The 19,105-nt window shown below is 73.7% G+C and carries 20 protein-coding genes; 12 read left to right on the top strand and 8 right to left on the bottom strand.

All coding sequences use genetic code 11. The features are described 5' to 3' along the window. Positions 1-42: 42 nt before the first annotated feature. Positions 43-1,707 (bottom strand): FAD-dependent monooxygenase, encoded by a 1,665-nt coding sequence (locus tag ACUKCB_RS07520; protein ID WP_473039765.1) that lies wholly within the window; start codon positions 1,705-1,707, stop codon positions 43-45. A 132-nt stretch (positions 1,708-1,839) separates the two neighbouring features. Continuing rightward, the gene (locus tag ACUKCB_RS07525; RefSeq protein ID WP_452544468.1) at positions 1,840-2,802 is read right to left on the bottom strand and encodes an MBL fold metallo-hydrolase; all 963 of its coding nucleotides are present in this window, start codon (positions 2,800-2,802) and stop codon (positions 1,840-1,842) included. 270 nt (positions 2,803-3,072) lie between these two features. Here ACUKCB_RS07525 and ACUKCB_RS07530 point away from each other — a divergent pair, with 270 nt between their 5' ends. The 4 genes from ACUKCB_RS07530 (at position 3,073) to ACUKCB_RS07545 (ending at position 7,693) form a co-directional block, all read left to right on the top strand. Then, positions 3,073-3,612 (top strand): MarR family winged helix-turn-helix transcriptional regulator, encoded by a 540-nt coding sequence (locus tag ACUKCB_RS07530; protein WP_473039766.1) that lies wholly within the window; start codon positions 3,073-3,075, stop codon positions 3,610-3,612. 128 nt (positions 3,613-3,740) lie between these two features. Continuing rightward, a complete protein-coding gene (locus ACUKCB_RS07535; protein WP_473039767.1) occupies positions 3,741-4,802 on the top strand; it encodes an aminotransferase class V-fold PLP-dependent enzyme in 1,062 nt (353 codons plus the stop codon). Between the two features lie 144 nt (positions 4,803-4,946). Further along, positions 4,947-6,206 carry an MFS transporter gene (locus ACUKCB_RS07540; protein ID WP_473039768.1) on the top strand — a complete coding sequence of 420 codons (1,260 nt, stop codon included), beginning with the start codon at positions 4,947-4,949 and terminating at the stop codon, positions 6,204-6,206. Between the two features lie 104 nt (positions 6,207-6,310). Continuing rightward, positions 6,311-7,693: a PepSY-associated TM helix domain-containing protein gene (locus tag ACUKCB_RS07545; RefSeq protein ID WP_473039769.1), complete on the top strand. Its 1,383-nt coding sequence runs from the start codon at positions 6,311-6,313 to the stop codon at positions 7,691-7,693. Here the strand turns inward: ACUKCB_RS07545 and ACUKCB_RS07550 are convergent. The 5 genes from ACUKCB_RS07550 to ACUKCB_RS07570 form a co-directional block, all read right to left on the bottom strand. After that, entirely contained in the window at positions 7,690-8,247 is a 558-nt protein-coding gene (locus ACUKCB_RS07550) for a copper chaperone PCu(A)C (protein WP_473039770.1), read from the bottom strand. The genes ACUKCB_RS07545 and ACUKCB_RS07550 overlap by 4 nt on opposite strands. 61 nt (positions 8,248-8,308) lie before the next feature. Then, positions 8,309-9,574 (bottom strand): Dyp-type peroxidase, encoded by a 1,266-nt coding sequence (locus tag ACUKCB_RS07555; RefSeq protein WP_473039771.1) that lies wholly within the window; start codon positions 9,572-9,574, stop codon positions 8,309-8,311. Next, positions 9,571-10,188 carry an SCO family protein gene (locus tag ACUKCB_RS07560; RefSeq protein ID WP_473039772.1) on the bottom strand — a complete coding sequence of 206 codons (618 nt, stop codon included), beginning with the start codon at positions 10,186-10,188 and terminating at the stop codon, positions 9,571-9,573. The genes ACUKCB_RS07555 and ACUKCB_RS07560 overlap by 4 nt, the downstream gene beginning before the upstream one ends. Positions 10,189-10,226: 38 nt before the next feature. Continuing rightward, positions 10,227-10,823 carry an RNA polymerase sigma factor gene (locus ACUKCB_RS07565; RefSeq protein ID WP_473039773.1) on the bottom strand — a complete coding sequence of 199 codons (597 nt, stop codon included), beginning with the start codon at positions 10,821-10,823 and terminating at the stop codon, positions 10,227-10,229. A gap of 218 nt (positions 10,824-11,041) precedes the next feature. Further along, complete coding sequence (locus tag ACUKCB_RS07570; protein ID WP_473039774.1) at positions 11,042-11,614, bottom strand: hypothetical protein; 573 nt, start codon at positions 11,612-11,614, stop codon at positions 11,042-11,044. A 136-nt stretch (positions 11,615-11,750) separates the two neighbouring features. Between ACUKCB_RS07570 and ACUKCB_RS07575 the strand changes: the two genes are divergently transcribed. After that, positions 11,751-13,142, top strand: a complete 1,392-nt coding sequence (locus tag ACUKCB_RS07575; RefSeq protein WP_473039775.1) for a hypothetical protein — start codon at positions 11,751-11,753, stop codon at positions 13,140-13,142. A gap of 142 nt (positions 13,143-13,284) precedes the next feature. Further along, positions 13,285-14,247: an NAD-dependent epimerase/dehydratase family protein gene (locus ACUKCB_RS07580; RefSeq protein WP_473039776.1), complete on the top strand. Its 963-nt coding sequence runs from the start codon at positions 13,285-13,287 to the stop codon at positions 14,245-14,247. 17 nt (positions 14,248-14,264) lie between these two features. Here ACUKCB_RS07580 and ACUKCB_RS07585 read toward each other — a convergent pair whose 3' ends face one another. Then, positions 14,265-14,603, bottom strand: a complete 339-nt coding sequence (locus ACUKCB_RS07585; RefSeq protein WP_473039777.1) for a hypothetical protein — start codon at positions 14,601-14,603, stop codon at positions 14,265-14,267. A gap of 27 nt (positions 14,604-14,630) precedes the next feature. Between ACUKCB_RS07585 and ACUKCB_RS07590 the strand changes: the two genes are divergently transcribed. Genes ACUKCB_RS07590 through ACUKCB_RS07615 form a run of 6 tightly spaced genes read left to right on the top strand, consistent with a single transcriptional unit; the run spans position 14,631 to position 19,027 of the window. Further along, the gene (locus tag ACUKCB_RS07590; protein ID WP_452544762.1) at positions 14,631-15,254 is read left to right on the top strand and encodes a hypothetical protein; all 624 of its coding nucleotides are present in this window, start codon (positions 14,631-14,633) and stop codon (positions 15,252-15,254) included. Between the two features lie 59 nt (positions 15,255-15,313). Further along, a complete protein-coding gene (ribA, locus tag ACUKCB_RS07595) occupies positions 15,314-15,955 on the top strand; it encodes a GTP cyclohydrolase II (protein ID WP_473039778.1) in 642 nt (213 codons plus the stop codon). After that, positions 15,948-16,592 carry a CDP-alcohol phosphatidyltransferase family protein gene (locus tag ACUKCB_RS07600; protein ID WP_473039779.1) on the top strand — a complete coding sequence of 215 codons (645 nt, stop codon included), beginning with the start codon at positions 15,948-15,950 and terminating at the stop codon, positions 16,590-16,592. Before ribA ends, ACUKCB_RS07600 begins: the two co-directional genes overlap by 8 nt. Before the next feature lie 2 nt (positions 16,593-16,594). Beyond that, the gene (locus ACUKCB_RS07605; protein ID WP_473039780.1) at positions 16,595-17,572 is read left to right on the top strand and encodes a zinc-dependent alcohol dehydrogenase; all 978 of its coding nucleotides are present in this window, start codon (positions 16,595-16,597) and stop codon (positions 17,570-17,572) included. Between the two features lie 25 nt (positions 17,573-17,597). Next, positions 17,598-17,996 carry a 6-pyruvoyl trahydropterin synthase family protein gene (locus ACUKCB_RS07610; protein WP_473039781.1) on the top strand — a complete coding sequence of 133 codons (399 nt, stop codon included), beginning with the start codon at positions 17,598-17,600 and terminating at the stop codon, positions 17,994-17,996. Then, positions 17,993-19,027, top strand: a complete 1,035-nt coding sequence (locus ACUKCB_RS07615; RefSeq protein ID WP_473039782.1) for a glycosyltransferase family 4 protein — start codon at positions 17,993-17,995, stop codon at positions 19,025-19,027. The genes ACUKCB_RS07610 and ACUKCB_RS07615 overlap by 4 nt, the downstream gene beginning before the upstream one ends. The last annotated feature ends 78 nt before the right edge of the window (positions 19,028-19,105 follow it).

Here is a 19,105-nt window from a genome sequence, read left to right on the forward strand (position 1 = left end):
GCCCGGTCCGGCCCCGTCCCGGTTGTCCTTGTCCGGGCCCCGTCAGGCGGAGACGGTGTCGGCGGCCGGGTGTCCCAGGGCGGTGCGGACCGCCCTGCGGACGGTGTCGGCGTCGGTCCCCGGGACGACCGCGGCGACGTGGGCGTCGGGGCGCACCAGCCAGACCTGGCCGGGCTCTGGGTCCAGGGCGCGGCGCAGGGCGCCGGTGGTGTCGATCTCGTCGAGGTGGAGTGTGGTGACGGGAGCCGGGGTGGCCTCCGTGGCCGCGGTGTGCACGGCGCGGCGCAGGGCTTCGCGGTCGGTACCGGTGTCCGGTCCGGCGCCGAGCAGCAGGGTGAGTCCCTCACGCAGCAGCGGGCGCAGCCGGGTGGTGCCGGGGCGGTCGGCCACCGTGACGGGCGCGTCGGGCAGGATCACGCCGGGGCAGGGGTCGGGTGCCCGGCCGCGCGGGGGGCGGCCGCCGAAGGGGCGTTCGGGACAGGCGGTGGTCAGCGCGGACCCGGTGTACCAGAACGGTTCGGCCAGGCGCCCGGAGTCCACCTGCGGGTGGGCCGCGGCGTCGGTGAGGGCCCGTTCCAGGACGCTGACGCGCCGCTCGCGGGCGGCGTCGTCCTGGGGGACGAGGAAGCGCATGGTGGCGCTGGTGACGTCGGCGTTCTCCAGGGCCGCGGCGTGGCGTTCGGTGTGGTAGCTCTCCAGGAGCTCCTCACCGGCCCAGCCGTTGCGCACGTAGGCGAGTTTCCAGGCGGCGTTCTCGGCGTCCTGGACCCCGGAGTTGAGGCCGCGGGCCCCGAAGGGCGCGACCAGGTGGGCGTTGTCCCCGGCGAGCAGGATCCGTCCCGAGCGCATGCGGTCGGCGACGCGGGTGTGGAAGCGGTACACCGAGTGCCAGACGATCTCGTACGAGGTGTCGCCGATGATCTGGCGGATGCGGGCGTCCAGGCGGCCGCTGGACTCCTCGGTCTCCAGGTCGAACTCGGAGGGGACCTGCCAGTCGATGCGGAAGACCGAGTCGGGGCAGGGGTGGATGAGGACCTGGCGGCCGGGGTTCCACTCGGGGTCGAAGTAGAAGCGGCGTTCACGCGCCCAGTCGCCGAGGTCGGCTCGGATGTCGCAGATGAGGAAGCGGTCGTCGAAGCTGGTGCCGGAGAAGTCCAGGCCCAGGGCCCTGCGGACGACACCGCCGTGGGCGCCCATGCAGGACAGGGCGTGGGAGCCGCGCAGGCGCACCGGGCCCCGGGGGGTGTCGCACTCGACGGTGACGCCGTCCGCGTCCTGGTCGATGCCGGTGACCTCGTGGCCCCAGTGGACGGCCACGCCCGCCCGGTCGAGAAGGTCGTCGAGGACCTCCTCGGTGCGGGACTGGGAGATGTTGACGAAGGAGGGCAGGGAGGAGGCCCCCGGGTCGGGCAGGCGCACGCTGAAGAGTTCGTGCCCCCGGTAGAAGGTGCGGGCGGTGTCCCAGGTCAGCCCTTCCGCCGCGATGGCGTGTCCGCCGAGCCAGTCCCAGACGTCGAGGACGTCGCGCTGCTGGCAGATGGCCTTGGAGCCGACGGCGTCGCGTTCGGGGCGGCCGTCGACGACCAGTACGGGGACCCCACGGCGGGCCAGCAGCAGGGCCGCGGTCTGTCCGACCGGGCCCGCGCCGAGCACCAGCACGGGGTCGGCGGTGGTCTCGGCCGGGGTACGAGGCGCTGGGGGGCGCATGGTGAGCTCCGTTCGTGGGGCGCCCCGTACGGGCGCGGTGGACGTGGGCAGGGCCGGGGCCACGGGTGGTCAGCGCTGCGGCCGACCGGACCCGTGGCCGAGGCGCCGACAGGCTCCCGGGGCGGACCCGGGTCAGTCCTGCAGCTGGTCCCAGACCTCGCGGTCGCGCTCGGCGGTCCAGATGACCGGGCGCTCGATGCCGGAGAACTCGTCCCACAGGCGCGAGACGTCGAAGGGCAGGCAGTGCTCGAAGATCGGCCAGTGGCCGTAGTCGTCGACCAGGGCCGCGTGGGTGGCGGTGAAGGCCTCCTTGAGGGTGCCGCCGCGCTCGTGGACGGCGCCGACCTCGCGGATCATCACGTCGAGGAAGTTGCGGGTCTGCTCGATGGCGGCGTCGACCTCGGCGCGGCCCCGACTGACGGCGCCGCGTCCGCCGACGAGCATCTCGGCCTCCAGTGCCTTGACGCTGTCGAGGGTGGCCCCGGCCCAGTCCTTGTGGAAGGCGTCGCCGGTGTAGAGGGCGGCCTGGGCCTCGACGAGGTCGCCGGCGAAGAGGATCTTCTGCTTGGGCAGCCAGGCGACGATGTCGCCCTCGGTGTGGCCGCGGCCGAAGTACTCCAGGACGAGTTCGCCGCGGTCGCCGCCGAGGTCGATGGTGGTGCGGTCGGCGAAGGTCTGGGTGGGCCAGGTCAGGCCGGGGACGGAGTCGGCGTCCTTGGCCAGGCGGGGCATGCGGCCGAACTCGCTGGCCCAGTCCTCCTTGCCGCGTTCGCGGATGAGTTCGTGGGTCTTCTCGTGGGTGAGGATGACCGTGGCGTCGAAGGCGCTGGCGCCCAGGACGCGCACCGCGTGGTAGTGCGAGAGCACCAGGTAGCGGATGGGCTTGTCGGTGTGTTCGCGGAGCTTGGCGAGCCACTCCCTGGCCGCGGTGGGGGTCGCCAGGGCCTCGAAGGCCACGACGAAGTCCTCGCCCTCGATGGCGCCCACGTTGGGGTCGCCCTCTGCGGTGAGCGCGTAGACGCCATCGGCCAGGACCTCCAGGGTCTGCTCCTTGGCCTCGGTGTCGGCGGATGAGGCGAACGGCTTGGCTGCCATGGTCGAAGGACCCTTCACTCGTCGCGGGCGGCTGCCACCGCCCAGATGATCAAACGTTTGATGAATCTGACCATAACGTGTTCCGCACCACAGGGCCAAGAGGTCCGCGACCACCTGATACGTGATGCAGATCACTCAATCAGGCTACCCATCGCCCCCGCGCACCACCCCGGACACGCACCGGAGCCCCATGGCCGAGTCGGACCGGGGAAGAACGCACGGTAAAGACAGGGCGAACCACGGATACCTCCGCGTACTAGGCTGGCTCGCGTGACTCACAACACCGCACCCCCCGACGAGCTCACCTTCTGGTCATTCGTGGACTACGCGGTGCAGAAGGCCGAACGGGAGCTCCCCTCGGTCAACGCCGAGGCCATGCGCATGGTCCTGACCCTCAACCGGGCGACGAGCATGGTCGTCTATGACCTGGAGTCCTCCGTCCACCGCCCCCGGGGATGGACCTGGCCGGGCTTTCGCGTGCTCTTCGCGCTCTGGTTGACCGGGCCCATGGAGGCCAAGACCACCGCCGAGATCTCCGGCATGAGCCGCGCCGCGCTGTCCGCCCTGCTCAACACGCTCGAACGCGACGGCCTGATCACCCGCGAACGCGCCACGCACGACCGCCGCGCCCTCCAGCTCGGCCTCAGCGAGGCCGGGTACGGGGCCATCCTGGGCGTCTTCCGCGCCCACAACCGCCGGGAGAGCGCCTGGGCGCAGGCCCTCGAACCCAAGGAACGCCGCGAACTGGTCCGGCTGCTCAACAAGCTCATGGCCGGTTCCACCGACGCCGAGGCCAAGTTCCGCAACTAGGGCCGCCAGGGCACGGTCGGCCCCGGCACGCCCGCGGGCCGGACCGCGGCCGCCTCCCGGGCAAGTGGCCTGCTCCCGGGCCCGAATTGGCCCTTGAGTGAACCGCCCCGCCCTGTGAGCATCACCGCATGGACCACACCGACCGCGCCCGTCTGCGCGGAGCACAGCAGCAGTTCTCCTTCGAGAACACCTACCTCAACACCGCCACCCACGGCCTGACGCCCCACCGGTCCCGGCTGGCGCTGGAGCGCCACACCCACGAGGTGGCCACCGGACGCTTCTCCCCCGGCGCCGTCGACAGCGTGATCGACGGCGCCCGGGCCTCCTACGCGCGCCTGGCCGGGACCAGCGCCGACCGCGTCGCGGTGGGCACCCACACCTCGCAGTTCGCCGGAACGATCGCCGCGAGCCTGCCGCCGGGTTCGGAGGTCCTGCTCGCCCGGGACGAGTTCACCTCGGTGGCCTTCCCCTTCCTGGCCAGGCAGGCACACGGGGTCCGGGTCCGGGAGGTCCCCCTCGAACAGCTGCCCGAGGAGGTCGGACCGGCCACCACCCTGGTCGCCGTGGCCGCCGCCCAGTCCGCCACCGGGGCGCTCGCCCCCGTCGAGGACCTGGTCACCGCCTGCGCCGACCACGGCGCCCGGCTCATGCTCGACACCAGCCAGTCAGCGGGCTGGCTGCCGGTTCCCGCCGGTGTGGACTTCCTGGTGTGCAGCACCTACAAGTGGCTGCTGGGCACCCGGGGCGCGGCCTTCCTCACCGGGACCGCGGAGGCCCTGGGCACCCTCGAACCCCTCGCCCCCGGCTGGTATGCGGGCGCCGAACCGTGGAACGCGCTCTACGGCGGCCCGCTGCGCCTGGCCGAGGGGGCGCGCCGCCTGGACCTGGCCCCGGTGTGGTCGGCGTGGATCGGCCTGGCACCCGCCCTGGACCTGCTGAACGAGGTCGGGATCGAGACCGTGCACGCGCACGACACCGCCCTCGGCGACCGGTTCCGGACCGCGATGGGGCTGGCGGAGGCGGGTTCGGCGATCGTGTCGCTGCCCGTCCCCGAGGGGGCCGCCGAACGCCTCGCCGAGGCGGGGATCGCCGGGGCCACCCGCGACGGGCGGCTGCGGGTCTCCTTCCACCTGTACAACACCGAGGATGACGTGGACCTGCTGGTCAAGACGCTGTCCGCGGCGCGCTGACGGACGGCTCCGGCCCCTTCCGCCACGGGAGGGGCCGGAAACTCCCTTGCTCCGACACGTGCCACGCCCTAGCTTGTCCCGGGCCCCGACACGTGCCACGCCCCGCCCCTGACGAACCGAACGACCCGAATCGGAGACCGCGACTTGCCACGCAGTGCCCTGCCGATCCCCCGGGCACTGCGACACCGGAACCTGCGCCTGCTGCTCATGGGCAGGGGCGCGGGCGACCTGGGCTCGGAAATGCTGCCGGTCGCGATGGTCGGCCTGGTGCTCGTCGAACACGGGCCCCTGATTCTCGGGTTGGTCCTGGGCGTGCGCGGAGCGGCCGGATCGCTGTTCGCCCTGCTGAGCGGAGCGCTGCTGACCCGAATGCGCAAGTCGACGGCGCTGGTGGCCAACGACTCCGTACAGCTGCTGGTGATGCTGGGGTTCGCTCTCGGCCCCGGGAGCGGAGCGTGGCTGATCGCCCTGGCCGTGCTCAGCGGGATGACCGGTTCCGTGGTGGAACCGGCCAGCGGCTCCCTGATGCCGCTGATCGTCGCGCGGGAGCGGCTCCAGCAGGCCAACGCCCTGCGCAACATCGTGGGACGCGCCGCCGGGGTCACCGGGCCCGCCACCGCGGGGGTACTCCTCGCCGTCCTGGACGTGCGGGCCGTGTTCGTACTGATCGCGGCGCTGTTCGCGGTCTGCGTGGGCACCCTGGTGTGGATCCGGGAGGCGCCGCCCGCACCCGAGCGGTCCGCGGAGAGCATGGGGACGAGTCTGCGGGCGGGCTGGCGCGAGGTGGTGCGCAGACCGTGGGTGCTGGCGGTCATCGCGGTCGCCACCGTGCAGGCTCCCGCCACCCTGGCCCCCGGGTTCACCCTGTTGCCGATCGTGGTCGCGGACTCCTACGCCGAACCCGTCTACGGGCTGGCCCTGTCCTGCATGGCGGCGGGCCAACTGGCGGGCGGAGTCCTCGCGGCCCGGTGGAGTCCGGCCCGGCCCGGGCTGGTGTCGCTGGCGGGCGTGCTCTGCTACCCGCTGGTGCTGCTGGGTCTGGCGCTGACCGCGCCGGTACCGGTGCTGCTGACGGGCTACGCCGCCACCGGAGTGGGTTTCATGGTCTTCGGCGTGTACTGGTACACCGCGTTGCAGCGGGCCGTCCCGCAGGACAGGCTGAGCGTGGTGATCAGCATCGACCAGGTGGGCAGCTTCGGACTGGAACCCGTCGGGTACGCAGTGGCCGGCGCCCTGGCGGAGACCGCGGGCGCCCGACCGGTGCTGTTCGGTGCGGCCGCGGTGGGTGTGGCCACCAGTCTGCTCCCGCTCCTGGTGCCCGGGGTGAGCCGGTTGGCGGACCGGCCCCCTCCCGCCGACCCGCACCCCGGCACCGCGGACGCCTCAGAAAATTCCCTCTTCTGAACGCGCCGCGCCCCGCCCTTTTCCGGAAAATCCCGCTGCCGGGAACTCCCCGGGCCCGCCGGACGACGTCAGTGGCGACCGGGACACCGACGGCGAGGAGACCCATGGAACCGGCGCCCAGCACAACCGAACCCGCAACCGGAAGGGACCCCGAACGTACACCGCCCCGCCCGGGGGTCTGGGCCCAGCTCAGGCCGCTGGTGCTGCGGCTGCACTTCTACGCGGGCGTACTGGTCGCCCCCTTCGTCCTGGTGGCTGCGGTCTCCGGGCTGCTGTACGTGTGGACGCCGCAGATCGAGAACGCCCTGTACGCCGACCAGCTGCGGGTCCCCGCCGCGGAGGAGTCGCTCCCCCTGAGCGAACAGGTGCGGATCGCCGAGGCCGAGGTCCCCGGCTCCCGGGTGGACTCCGTACGCCCGGCCACCACCCCCGAGGACTCCACCCGGGTCCTGCTGGCCCTGCCCGACGGGGCTTCGGGGCCGCAGCCGACGGTATTCGTGGACCCCCACGGAGGCGAGGTGCTGGGGGTGGCCGAGACCTACGGCACCAGTGGCGCCCTGCCCGTGCGGACCTGGATCGACCTGCTCCACCGCGAACTGCACCTGGGCGAGGCGGGCCGCCTGTACAGCGAACTCGCGGCCAGTTGGCTGTGGGTGGTCGCCCTGGGCGGGTTCGCGCTCTGGGTGGCCCGCGCCCGGCGCCGACGGGCGCGCCGCCTGCTGGTCCCCGGGGCCGGGACCGCGCCCGGGCGGGGCCGCACGGTCTCGCTGCACGCCGCCACCGGGGTGTGGCTCCTGCTGGGGCTGCTGATGCTGTCCGCCACCGGTCTGACCTGGTCCAAGTACGCGGGCGCGAACATCACCGACCTGCGCCGGGAGATGTCCTGGACCACCCCGGCCGTGGCCACCGACGCCTCGTCCGCGAGCCCCGGGGTGGACGCGGGGTTGGACGCGGTCCTGGCCGGGGCCCGCGAGGCCGGTCTGGACGGGCGGGTCTCCGTGGAGGTTCCCGGCGACCACACCTCGCCCTACGTCGTCACCCAGATCGAACGCTCCTGGCCGACCAGGGCGGACTCGGCGGCGGTGGCCCAGGACACCGCCGAGGTCACCGACGTGGTCCGGTTCGCCGACCACCCCCTGATGGCCAAGCTGAGCCGCTGGGGTGTGGACGCGCACATGGGCGTGCTGTTCGGGGTACCCAACCAGATCCTGCTCACCGCCGTGGCCGCAGGGCTGGTCTGGGTGATCGTCCTGGGTTACCGGATGTGGTGGCAGCGTGGCCCGGTACGTGCGGGTACGGCCGGCCCGGGCCGGCCGTACCCGCGCGGGTCCTTCCTCGCCCTGTCCTGGCCCCTGAGGGCCGCGGTGGTCGTGTTCCTCGCGGCGGTCGGTTGGGCGATGCCGGTGCTGGGGGCCTCCCTGGCCCTGTTCCTGCTGGTCGACACCGTCGCGGGTTGGCGGGAGCGGCGAGGCCCGCAGGCCGGTTAGTGGTGGCCGTCGTGGGCTCCGGGGTCACCGTTGTCGGAACGGGCGGTCATCTCCTGGACCGGGGCGTCGACCTCGACCTCGGCTCCGCTGGCAAAGGTGAGTCCGACGGTGACCTCGTCACCGACGGTGAGGGGTTCGGGGATGTCGTTGACCATGACGTGGTAGCCGCCGTCCACGAAGGTGGTGGTCCCCCCGGCCGGGACCGGGATCCGCGACACGGTCCGCATGACCGAGGCACCGGACCCGGTGGTCCCGGTCTCGCACAGGTCGGCGTCCTCGGAGGCGCTGGTGTGCACCCCGGTGACGGTGTCGTCCTCGGTGGCGGTGTTGGTGACGGCCAGGTAGACCACGCCCACCTCGGGGTTGGCGGGCTCGGGCATCCAGGCGTCCTCGACGAGGAGGTCGCCGACCCGGGCGCTGCCCCTCCCGGCGGCCTCGGCCGTGTCGGTGGCGGCGTGCTCCTGGGGCTGGGCGTCCGGGACCGCGGCGCAGGCCGCCGCGAGCAGGGGCAGGGCCACCAGTGCCGCCGCGGTGACCGTCCGGTTGGTTCTCATGTTCTCGTTCCTGTCCTCGTTCGGGTGGTTGCGCGGGGTGCCCCGCCTGCTGCCGCGGGAGTCACCAGAGGCCGTGCGCCACGTGGGGTTCGTCCTCACGGACCGGGGGTACGGCGAACACGGCGCTGCCCTCGTGTCGGACGTAGGCGTTGAGCGCGTCCCCGCCCTCGTCGAGTTCGCGCTGCACGGCGGTGAAGCCGGTACGCGGGTCGGCCTGCCAGGCGGTGAACAGCAGCCCGGCCTCCCGTCCGTTGGCACCCCAGCCCAGGTCGTAGTTGAACCCCCGCCGCAGCATGCGGGCGCCGAGGGTGCGTTCCGGGCTGGCCAGGCGGATGTGCGCGTCGGCCGGGATGACCGGCTCCCCGTCGGCGTCCCGGGCGGCCAGGTCGGGGAGGTCGTCCTCCCGGGCTCCGCCCAGGGGCGCCCCGTCCGACAGGCGGCGGCCGACCACCCGTTCCCGGGCCCGGGGTTCCAGGGCGGACCAGTCGTCCAGGAGCATGCGGATCCGGCGCACGACCACGTAGGTTCCGCCGTCCATCCAGGACGCGCCTCCCCCGGGGTGCGCGGCCAGGACCTGTGGGGCGAACCGCGCCTCGCCGGGGTCGGGGTTGACCGTTCCGTCGATCTGCCCCATGAGGTTGCGCGGAGTGGCCGAGGGGTCGACCGCGGTGGCCGCCGCCCGCTGGAACCCGGGGAGCGACCACCGCACGGTGGCGTGCTCGCGGGCCCCGCCGAGCAGGTGTTCCACCGCCGCGCTCACCACGAGGGGGTCCTCGGCGCCCACGTGCAGCATCAGGTCGCCGCCGCACAGCCCGGGTTCGAGCCGGTCCGCCTCGAACCCGGGCAGGTCCGCCAACGGGTCGGGGCGGCGGTCCGCCAGTCCGGCCCGCTCCAGCAGGTCCGCACCCAGGCCGAGGGTGACCCCCAGGGAGGCCGGGTGCAGCCCCTGGACGGGTGTGCCGGGGGCGAGTTCCGGCAGACCGTGCCCGTGCAGTTCGCGGGCCTGCGCACTCCACCGTTCCAGGACCAGGCGGGCCCGTTCGGACACCTGCGCGGGCTCCTCGGCGTTCAGGTCCACCGCGACCACGTGCACGTGGGCCGGGGTCGGGGTCAGGACCGCGGGCGGCAGCCCCTGACGCGGCCCTCCCCGGGACAGGGACAGGTCCCGGGCGGGATCGCCCGCCCCGGAAGCGCTCCGAGCCGCACCCGCGCCGAGGAGCCCTCCGCCCACCAGTCCCGTCGCCCCGGCGGCGCCCAGCCCGGCGAGCAGCCCCCGGCGGGAGACGCCCCCGGGGGTGCGCCCCCGCGCGGGGCCGGACCGGCTCACAGCAGCTCCTCCCGGAGGGCGGGCAGCAGGGGCGCGATCTGGTCGGCGGTGACCCCCTCGTCGAACATGCCCGCGGCCTCGCCGCCCGGGGTCAGGACGAGGATCCGTCCTCCGTGGGAGACCAGGTACTCCCCCTCGGTCTCCTGGGGCGCCTCGATGGGGACGCCGTAGTCGCGGGCCGCCTCGACCGTCGCGTCGACGTCCCCGCGCACCCCCTGAAAGTCCGGGTCGAACCGGTCCAGCCAGGAGCGCAGCTGCTGGTCGGTGTCGCGGACGGGGTCGCTGCTCACCATCACCACGTCGAACCCGTCCGCGTCGTCCCCGGCCTCGTCCAGGGCCAGGTCGATCTCGGCCATGGTCATGGGGCACACGTCCGGACAGCTCGTGTAACCGAAGAAGAGCAGGGTGAGGCGGTCCTCGGCGACGTCGGTGAAACCCCAGGGCTCGCCGTTCACCGTGGCGAGTTCGATCCCCGAGGCGGCCATGGGCTGGTCGGAGAGGTCGAGGTAGTGCTCGACCTCGGCCGGGTCGACTCCTCCGCAGGCGGTGGCGCCGAACAGGAGCGAGGCGGCCAGGGCGCTCCACCGGGCGGGGCCGGTACGTGGATCTGTCATCAGGTGCTTCCTCGTGGATCGGTGTGTCCGGCGGGCGTTCACGCCGCCTCCCGGAGCAGGCGTGCCAGGTCGCGGCGGCCGCGGGCCACGCGTGAGCGGACGGTGCCGACGGGTACACCGGTGAGCTCCGCGGCCTCGGCGTAGGGCACCCGGTGGACCTGGGTGAGGACGAAGGCCGTGCGCCGGTCCTCGGGCAGGTTCTCCAGCAGGGAGACCAGGGCGAGGTACTCGTCGAACCTCCCCGGTGACGCGGAACCGGGGCCGAGTACGCGTTCCCAGTCGTCGACCGGTTCCGTTCGGGGGGCGCGTTCCCGGCTGCGGTAGCGGTCGGCGACGGTGTGGCGGGCCACGGACAGCAGCCATGCCCGGACAGGTGCCCGTCCGGCGTAGCGAGGCAGCCCCCGCATGGCGCGGGAGAAGGTCTCCTGGGTGAGGTCCTCGACCCAGGAGGGGTCGACGCGGCGTGCGATGTAGCGGGCCACGTCGCCCCGGGTGAGTGTGAACAGGGTGTCCATCGCCCCGGGTGAGCCCGCACCGGCGCGCAGGGCCAGCCGGGCCAGGTCGGGGTGTTGCGGGTCGGGGCGGGATGCGGGGTAGGAGGTGCGGGCGACCACGCGCCCGTTGCCACAGGTCATAACGTGTGTGCTTTCTGTCACCGACCGCGTGGTGGCCCGGCAGGGTAGGGCACTCGCGCTCAGGGCGGAGCGGCCCGGGGTCAGTTCGGGAGGAACCGGATCGGGACCGCTTCGGCGCGGGGTCGGGCCGCTCGGGAACGGGGCGGCGCGGGACGGGTCCGCGCGGCGCGCGCCCGTCCGGGCTGCCGGGTACCACGGGGTGTTCTGGCTGGTGTGGGTCAGGCGGCCAGAACCGGCGGCGGCCCGCGCAGGACCCGGGAGTGGCGCAGGTAGGGCGGGCGCGACCGGGAGTGTTCGTCGGTGGCGGCGAACCTGGGGCGCGTCGTTTCGCGGGCGGCCGGAACCGCGCCGACCACCAGCAGCAGCGGGATCAGGGAGAGCGCCATGAAGCGCAGGAAAGCGAAGAGGGCGTTCTCACCCACGTGCAGCCACCACGCGCTGACCAGGGCCATCACGAGGTGCATCACGATCATCGCCCACGCCGGCATGGCCTCCTGTGCCAGGACCGCCCCACCGTGGCCGTCGTGCCCCGAACCCGCCTCCTGGGTGTAGGCGAAGGTCACGTGCAGGGCGAGCTGCCCCCAGAGCATCCACCCGGTGAGCATCCAGGGGCTCTGCCGTCGGCTCGACGCCGCCCACGCCATGGCGAGGACGGCGGCCGTTCCCAGCAGGAGACCGGCGAGGGGCACGTCGTGTCCCGAACTGACGGTGTGCCCGATCGCGGACAGGCTCGCGCACACCAGGGTGAACACCCCGGCGCGCAGCGGTCGGCACTGTTCGCTCTCGGTCATCGCCCCCACATCGTCGCACCCGTTCCCGGGTGTCCGCCACGGGGGCGGGTTCCGCGCGGCTCGGGCCCGCCGGGGCTTGACGCGGCGGTCTCGACTATGCTCGTGGACGTCCCCAGTGTGAGAACAGAGGTCGCCTGTGTCCGTCTCCCCGCTCGCCCTGTTGCACGAGTGGACCTCCCGTACCGACGGGGCTCCGCTCCGCGAATTCCTCCTGGTCGGTACGGAGATCGATCTCCCCGCCCTGGAGGAGGACATCGTCCCCGCTGCCCTGGGCCTCGGTGCGGCGGTCACGGTCCTGGGCACGGCGGCCGAGGGCGAGGACCCCGCCGGGGTCCGGCGTCCGGACCGCGTCTACGCCCTGATCGAACGGACCTGCCACGACCTCCTCCCCGAACTGGCCCTGCTGGTGGGGGACGAGTACGTCGCGGCCGCCTTCGGCAGCGGGGCGCCCGGCACCCGGGATCGCACCTGGACGGTGCTGCGCGGCGGCCCCGAGGGGGTTCCGTGGGCGCTGGCCGAACTGGGGGTGTGGCTTCGGGGCTGCCCGAGCTCGGTCACACTGCCCGACGCCACGGCCCAGCGGTTGGCCGAGGTCGCCGACCGGCTGGAGGACCTGCTGCTGACCGCCCCGGTGGAGACCGAGGCGCGCGTGGTGCACAATCTGGACGCCCCGCTGGTCAGCCACCTCCCCGAGGGTCCCGTGGCCGAACTCACCCTGCACGCGCCGCTGCGCGGTGACCACGCGCGGGCGCTGCACGCCCTGACGGACCGGCTCGCCCCTGCCCGCGTGGTCCTGGGCGTCCCCGGTTCATGGCCGGCGCAGGACCGGGACGCGGCCGCCGACTCCCTGGCCGCGGCGGGGATCGAGGCCACCGTCCGCCCCGTCGCCGAGGGCTTTCCCGAACACGGCGGTCTCATCGAATGGACCGTGCACGACCGGCACTCCGCACTCACCTGCGGTGCCAACCCGAACGCACTCACCCGTACCGCCGACGAGCGAACGAACCTGGAGCTGGGCCTGATCCTCCCGACCACCGTTTCACCCGAGCCCGAGAACCCCGTCCCCTCCGCAGCGGAGGACGACTACCTGCCCCAGGTGGCCGCCGACCTGGAGGCGTCCGGCTGGAGCCTGGAGTACGACGCCGGCATGCACCGCGTGTACGGCGGCTTCACCAACCCGATCCCGGTCGTCGCCCAGGTCGCCGAACTGCTGGAGAAGCACGTCGACACCGTCTACGTCCACGCCGAGGGCCCCAAGGGGTGGGCGCTCATCGTGTGGAAGCGGCCGATGATGCTGCTGGCCTCCGCCCCCAGGGGTAGCGCCTGGCGCCTGTACCGGGTCGACCCGCCCGCCACCCCGTCCTCGCGGCTGGGCGGCGGCGAGGGCGTGTCCCGGGTCGGCCTGCTGCGCACCAGCGCCCCGCTGCACCGGGTCCCGCACCGTGACGTGCTCGCCTTCCTGGAGACCCTGGGCACCGACCACATCCGTCTGCTGGAGCAGGTCGGCTTCCTCACCAAGCCCCTCTGAGCGTCCCCCGACCGCGATCCGTGGGGACCTCCCGATCCGGGACGAGGCCCGTTCACCCCGCCGGCCGCCCCACCTCGGGCTAACGCACCGAGGTGAGGGCGCTGACCAGCGATCCCGGGACAGCACGCTAGGGTCTGTCCCCATGCGGATTCTGGTGTTGGGCGGTACCTCTTTCGTCGGTCGGGCCATCGTTGACGACGCACTGCGGGAGGGACACGAGGTCACCCTCTTCAACCGGGGCAGAACCGGACCGGAACTCTTCGCACAGGCGGAACGGCTCCTGGGGGACCGGGACGAGGGTGACTACACCGCCCTCTCCGAGGGTTCGTGGGACGCGGTCGTGGACGTCAGCGGGTTCGTGCCCCGGCACGTACGGCAGGCCGCCGACGCGCTCGGTGACCGCGTCGGCCGGTACCTGTTCGTCTCCAACAACGCCGTCTACGCGGCCGGGGTCGGCCCCGGGGCGGACGAGACGGCCCCGCTCAGGGCGGCCGAGTGGACCACCGAGGAGGTCGGTCGGGACACCTACGGCCCGTTGAAGGCGGCCTGCGAACAGGAGGTGACCTCCCGTTACGGGGAGCGCGCCACGATCGTGCGGCCCGGGATGCTCGCCGGCCCGCACGACAACGTCAACCAGTTCACCTACTGGGTGCGGCGGACCGCGCGGGGCGGCAAGGTCGTCCTACCCGGCGACCCCGGCCAGCCGGTGCAGGTCCTGGACGTGCGCGACCTGGCCCGGTTGGTGTCCCGGCTGCTGGCCGACGACCGCGGCGGCGCGTTCAACGCCATGGGGCCCGCCGAACCCCTCACCCTGTCCGAGATGGTCCGTGTCTGCGCACAGGCGGCCGGAAGCGAGATCGAGCTCGTCCTGGTCCCGCCGGAGACGATGATGGCCGCGTTTCCGCTGGTGCGCCCCGACCGGGTGGCCGAACAGTCCTTCCAGCGCGACTTCGGCAGGGCGCGCGAGGCCGGCCTGCCCTCGACCCCGCTGCTCACCACCGCCGCCGACGTGCTGGCCTGGGACCGTGACAGGGGCGAGCCGCCACTGGACGTGGGCCCCGCCCCCGAGGTCGAACGCACCCTGCTCTCCTACGTCCAGGGCTGAGCCGCGGGACCGACCGGTCAGCGGTTCCCGTCCCCGCTGCCGCGGACCCGCCGCAGCAGGCGGCCGATTGTGGCCACCGGCAGGCTGGACCGCACCGCCGCCAGCCCCGAGCGGACCCTGTCCCCCGGGCCGCGCGACCCGTGACCGGCGGCGGCTCCGGCAGCCGTGTCCCCGGCGGGCCCGGTTCCGACCTGCCCCTCCTCCGCCCGGCCGACCTCGGCGGCCCGGGCGTGGAGACGTTCCCTGACCTGCTCCGGGGTGTAGGCACGGCGCTGCCGTTCGGCCCGCGCGATCGCCACTCCGCTGGCCGCCACGCCCACGAAGGCGGCCGCTCCCAAGGCTTTCCACCACTTCATACTCCTAGGCTAGGGCCTGTGGCAGATATGAGTATGGCCCTTGACGAGGCGGTCGACCTGACCAGAACGGGTGACGTGTGGGTGTTCCGCGGCACGAGCGTGCCGGACCGGGCCATCCAGCTCACCACCAACAGCCCGGTCAACCACGTCGGTATGTCCATCGTGGTCGACGACCTCCCGCCGCTGATGTGGCACGCGGAACTGGGCCGGTCCCTGGTGGACATGTGGACCGGAACCCACCAGCGCGGGGTGCAGTTGCACGATCTCCGGGACGCCGTCCTGGTGTGGGGTCGCCGGTACGGGCAGAAGGGCTGGCTGCGCCAGCTCGACCCGCTGGCCGACCGTGGGATGGAGGACGCCGCGCTGCGGATGGTGGCCCGGTTGAACGGCACCCCGTTCCCGTCCACCGCGCAGCTCGCCGGCCGGTGGGCGCTGGGCCGGATGCCGTCCCGGCGGCGGGCCCGCGCGGACCGGCTGGAGACCGCCTACTGCGCAGAGGTCATCGCGCTGACCTACGAGGAGATGGGGCTGCTGCCCCCGGGGAGGCGTCCCGGCTACTACGACCCGGGGCGGTTCTGGAGCGGGGACTCCCTGGAGCTGGAGGGCGGGTTCGCGCTGGGCGGGGAGATCCGGGTCGACCTGCCCGAGTAGGGCCGCGGCCGACTGGGGAGACACCCGGGCATACCGCCGCCGGCGGTGGGAGGAGACAGATGTCAGAACACGCACTGGACGACGGCGCGGTCGCCGAGTCCGACCTGGTGGTGCGCCGGGGGACGTTCCGCTGTGTGGCCTTCCGGGACCCGGTCGACGGCCGGGAGCATCTGGCCCTGGTCCTGGGTGAGGTCGGGGACGGCGAGCGGGTCCTGGTCCGGGTGCACTCCGAGTGTGTGACCGGTGACGTCTTCGGCGCGCTGCGCTGCGAGTGCGGCGACCAGCTGGAGGCCGCCCTGGACGTGATCCTGGCCGAGGGCCGCGGGGTGCTGGTGTACCTGCGCGGCCACGAGGGGCGCGGGATCGGGCTCGTGGACAAGGTGCGCACGCAGACGCTCCAGGACGAGCGGGGGCTGGACACCGTGGACTCGGCGAAGGAGCTGGGCCTGCCGGTGGACGTGCGCGACTACGGGCCGGCCGCGCGGGTGCTGCGGTACCGGGGGGTGCGTTCGGTGCGGTTGCTGTCCAACAACCCGGAGAAGGCGCGGGCGCTGGAGGAGTACGGGCTGAAGGTGGCCGAACGGGTGCCGTTGCTGGTGGCCGCGCACGTGGACAACATCCGGTACCTGACCGCCAAACGGGACCGGCTCGGCCACGACCTGCCGCACCTGGACGGCGGTCCGGGGGCCGCGGGTGACTGATCCGGCCTCCTGGCTGAGCGTCCGGGGGTGGGCCGCGGGGGCGTTGTACGCCCTGGTGGTGTCCGTGCTGCTGGTGGCGGCCGTGGGCCGGTACCGGCGCTGGCCACCCGGCCCGGGTGACCTGGTGACCCTGGTCCGGGTCGGGCTGATCGGCGCGGTGACGGTGTTGGCGGCCGACGGCGGCCCGGTGGGGGTCCTGGTGCCGGTGGCGGTGCTGGCCCTGGTCCTGGACGGGGTGGACGGGCTGGTGGCCCGGGGGACGCGCACGGAGTCGGACTTCGGGGCGCGCTTCGACATGGAGGCCGACGCGTTCCTCATCCTGGTGCTGAGCGTGTACGTTTCCTGGTCGCTGGGGCCCTGGGTGCTGGTGATCGGGGTGCTGCGGTACCTGTTCGGGGCCGCCGCGTGGGCGGTGCCGTGGTTGCGGGGGCCGTTGCCGCCGAGCCGGGCCAGGAAGGCGGTGGCGGCCGCGCAGGGAATCGTGTTGACGGCGGCCGCCTCGGGGCTGCTGCCCGTACCGGTCGCCGTGGCGGCGGTGGCGGGTGCGCTGGCCGCCCTGGTGTGGTCGTTCGGACGTGACGTATCGGGACTGTGGCGGGTGCGTTCCCCTCGAACGGGCGCCCGCCGGGAGAGGTGAGTATGCAGCGGACGGCGCGAGCGTTCTGGGTGCGTTCCCCCGGTGTGGGCGAGGTGCGGGAGGCCGCCCTGCCCGACCCCGGACCCGACGAGGTGGTGGTGCGGAGCCTGTACTCGGGGATCAGCCGGGGCACGGAGACGCTGGTGTTCGGCGGCGGGGTGCCGCCGAACCAGTACGGGGTGATGCGGGCGCCCTTCCAGGAGGGTGACTTCCCCGGTCCGCTCAAGTACGGCTACCTGAACGTCGGTGTGGTCGAGGAGGGGCCGCAGGAGCTGGTGGGGCGGACGGTGTTCACGCTGTACCCGCACCAGACCCGCTTCGTGGTCCCCGCCTCGGCGGTGTCGGTGGTGCCCGAGGACGTGCCGGCGGGCCGGGCGGTGCTGGCGGGCACGGTGGAGACCGCGGTCAACGCGCTGTGGGACGCGGCTCCGCTGGTGGGTGACCGGGTGACGGTGGTCGGCGCGGGGATGGTGGGGTGCTGTGTGGCCCGTCTGGTGTCCCGGGTGCCGGGCGCTCGGGTCCAGTTGGTGGACATCGACCCGGACCGGGCGGAGGTCGCCGCACGGCTGGGGGTGGACTTCGCCCTCGCCGAGGACGCCGAGGACGACCGCGACCTGGTCTTCCACACCAGTGCGACCGAGGCGGGGCTGGTCCGTTCGCTGGGGCTGCTGCACGCCGAGGGCGAGGTCGTGGAGCTGAGCTGGTACGGGGACCGGCAGGTGATCCTGCCGTTGGGCGAGGACTTCCACTCGCACCGGCTGGCGGTGCGGGCCAGCCAGGTCGGCATGATCTCACCGGCACGCCGTTCCCGCTACGACCACGCCGAGCGGCTACGGCTGGCGCTGCGACTGCTCGGCGACCCCGCCTTCGACGCCCTGGTCACCGGGGAGAGCGGTTTCGAGGAGCTGCCGCGGGTACTACCGCGACTGTCCGAGGGCACGCTGTCCGCGCTCTGCCACCGGATCACCTACGACACCTGACCGCGACACCCCGCTGGGAGCCCTCTTGTTCAGTGTCACCGTCCGGGACCACCTGATGGTCGCGCACAGTTTCCGGGGTGAGGTCTTCGGCCCCGCCCAGGCCCTGCACGGGGCGACGTTCGTGGTGGACGCGACGCTGCGCCGCCCGGAGTTGGACCCCGACAACATCGTGGTGGACATCGGTGCCGCCACCCGGGAGCTGGGCGGGGTCCTGGCCGCGCTCAACTACCGCAACCTGGACGAGGTGCCCGAGTTCGCTGGGGTGAACACCTCCACCGAGTTCCTGGCCAAGGTGGTCGCCGACCGGCTGGCGGAACGGATCTGGTCGGGAGCGTTGGGGCCGCACGCCGACGGGTTGGCCTCGGTCACGGTGACGCTGCACGAGTCGCACGTGGCCTGGGCCTCCTACGAACGGGAGCTGTGACGGTACTCTTCGTCGTTCCCGAGGCGAGCGCGCCCAGCGGTGGCCACACCTACGACCGGCGGATCGCGCGGGCGATGACCGCGCTGGGGTGGCCGGTGCGGACGGCGGTGGTGACGGGCGGATGGCCGCGCCCCGCCCGGGAGGAGCTCGACGGGCTCGCCTCGGTGCTGGCCGGGGAGCCCGACGGGGCGCGGGTGCTGGTGGACGGTCTGGTGGCGTGCGGGGCGCCCGCGGCCGTGGTCCCGCACGCGGCGCGGCTGCGCCTGGCGGTGCTGGTGCACCTGCCGTTGGCCGACGAGACCGGGTTGGCGCCGGAGACCGCCCGGGATCTGGACGCCCGGGAGCGGGAGGTGCTGCGGTCCGGGGTGCGGGTGGTGACCACCAGCGGGTGGGCGGCCCGGCGGTTGGCCGCGCACCACGGCCTGGCCGGGGCGGACGGGCGGACCGGGGTGGGGGTGGTGGCACCGGGGGTGGATCCGGCGCCGTTGGCGCGCGGGAGCGGGGAGGCGACGGGCGGTCGTCTGGTGTGTGTGGCCTCGTTGACCCCGCGCAAGGGTCACGACCTGCTGTTCGAAGCCCTGGCCGGGCTGCGCGGCCTGCCCTGGGAGTGCGTGTGCGCGGGTCCGGGCACCCCTCCCCCACGTCCGGGGATCGAGGATCGGGTGCGGTTCACCGGCCCTGTGGTCGGCGCGGAGCTGGCCGGTGTGTACGACTCGGCGGACCTGTTGGTGTTGGCCTCGCGTGCGGAGACCTACGGGATGGTCGTCACCGAGGCTCTGGCCCGGGGCGTGCCGGTGGTGGCCGCCGGGGTGGGGGGTGTGCCCGAGGCGCTGGGGCGCGTTTCGGATGGGCGGGTGCCGGGACTGCTGGTGCCGCCCGGGGACCCGGACGCGTTGGGCCGGGCGCTGCGGTGGTGGCTGACCGATCCGGGGCTGCGAAAGGAGCTGCGGGAGGCGGCCCGGTCGCGCCGCCGGGAGCTGGCGGGCTGGCCGGATGCTGCCCGGGCGATGGCCGGAGCGCTCGGCCTGTGACCACGGGCCCGGCCCCGCGAATGTGGCGGTCTTCTCCCCCGCATGTCTCGCTCCTGTCTCACCCGCGGTGATAACGTG

It is taken from the genome of Nocardiopsis moroccensis (genome assembly GCF_055763695.1).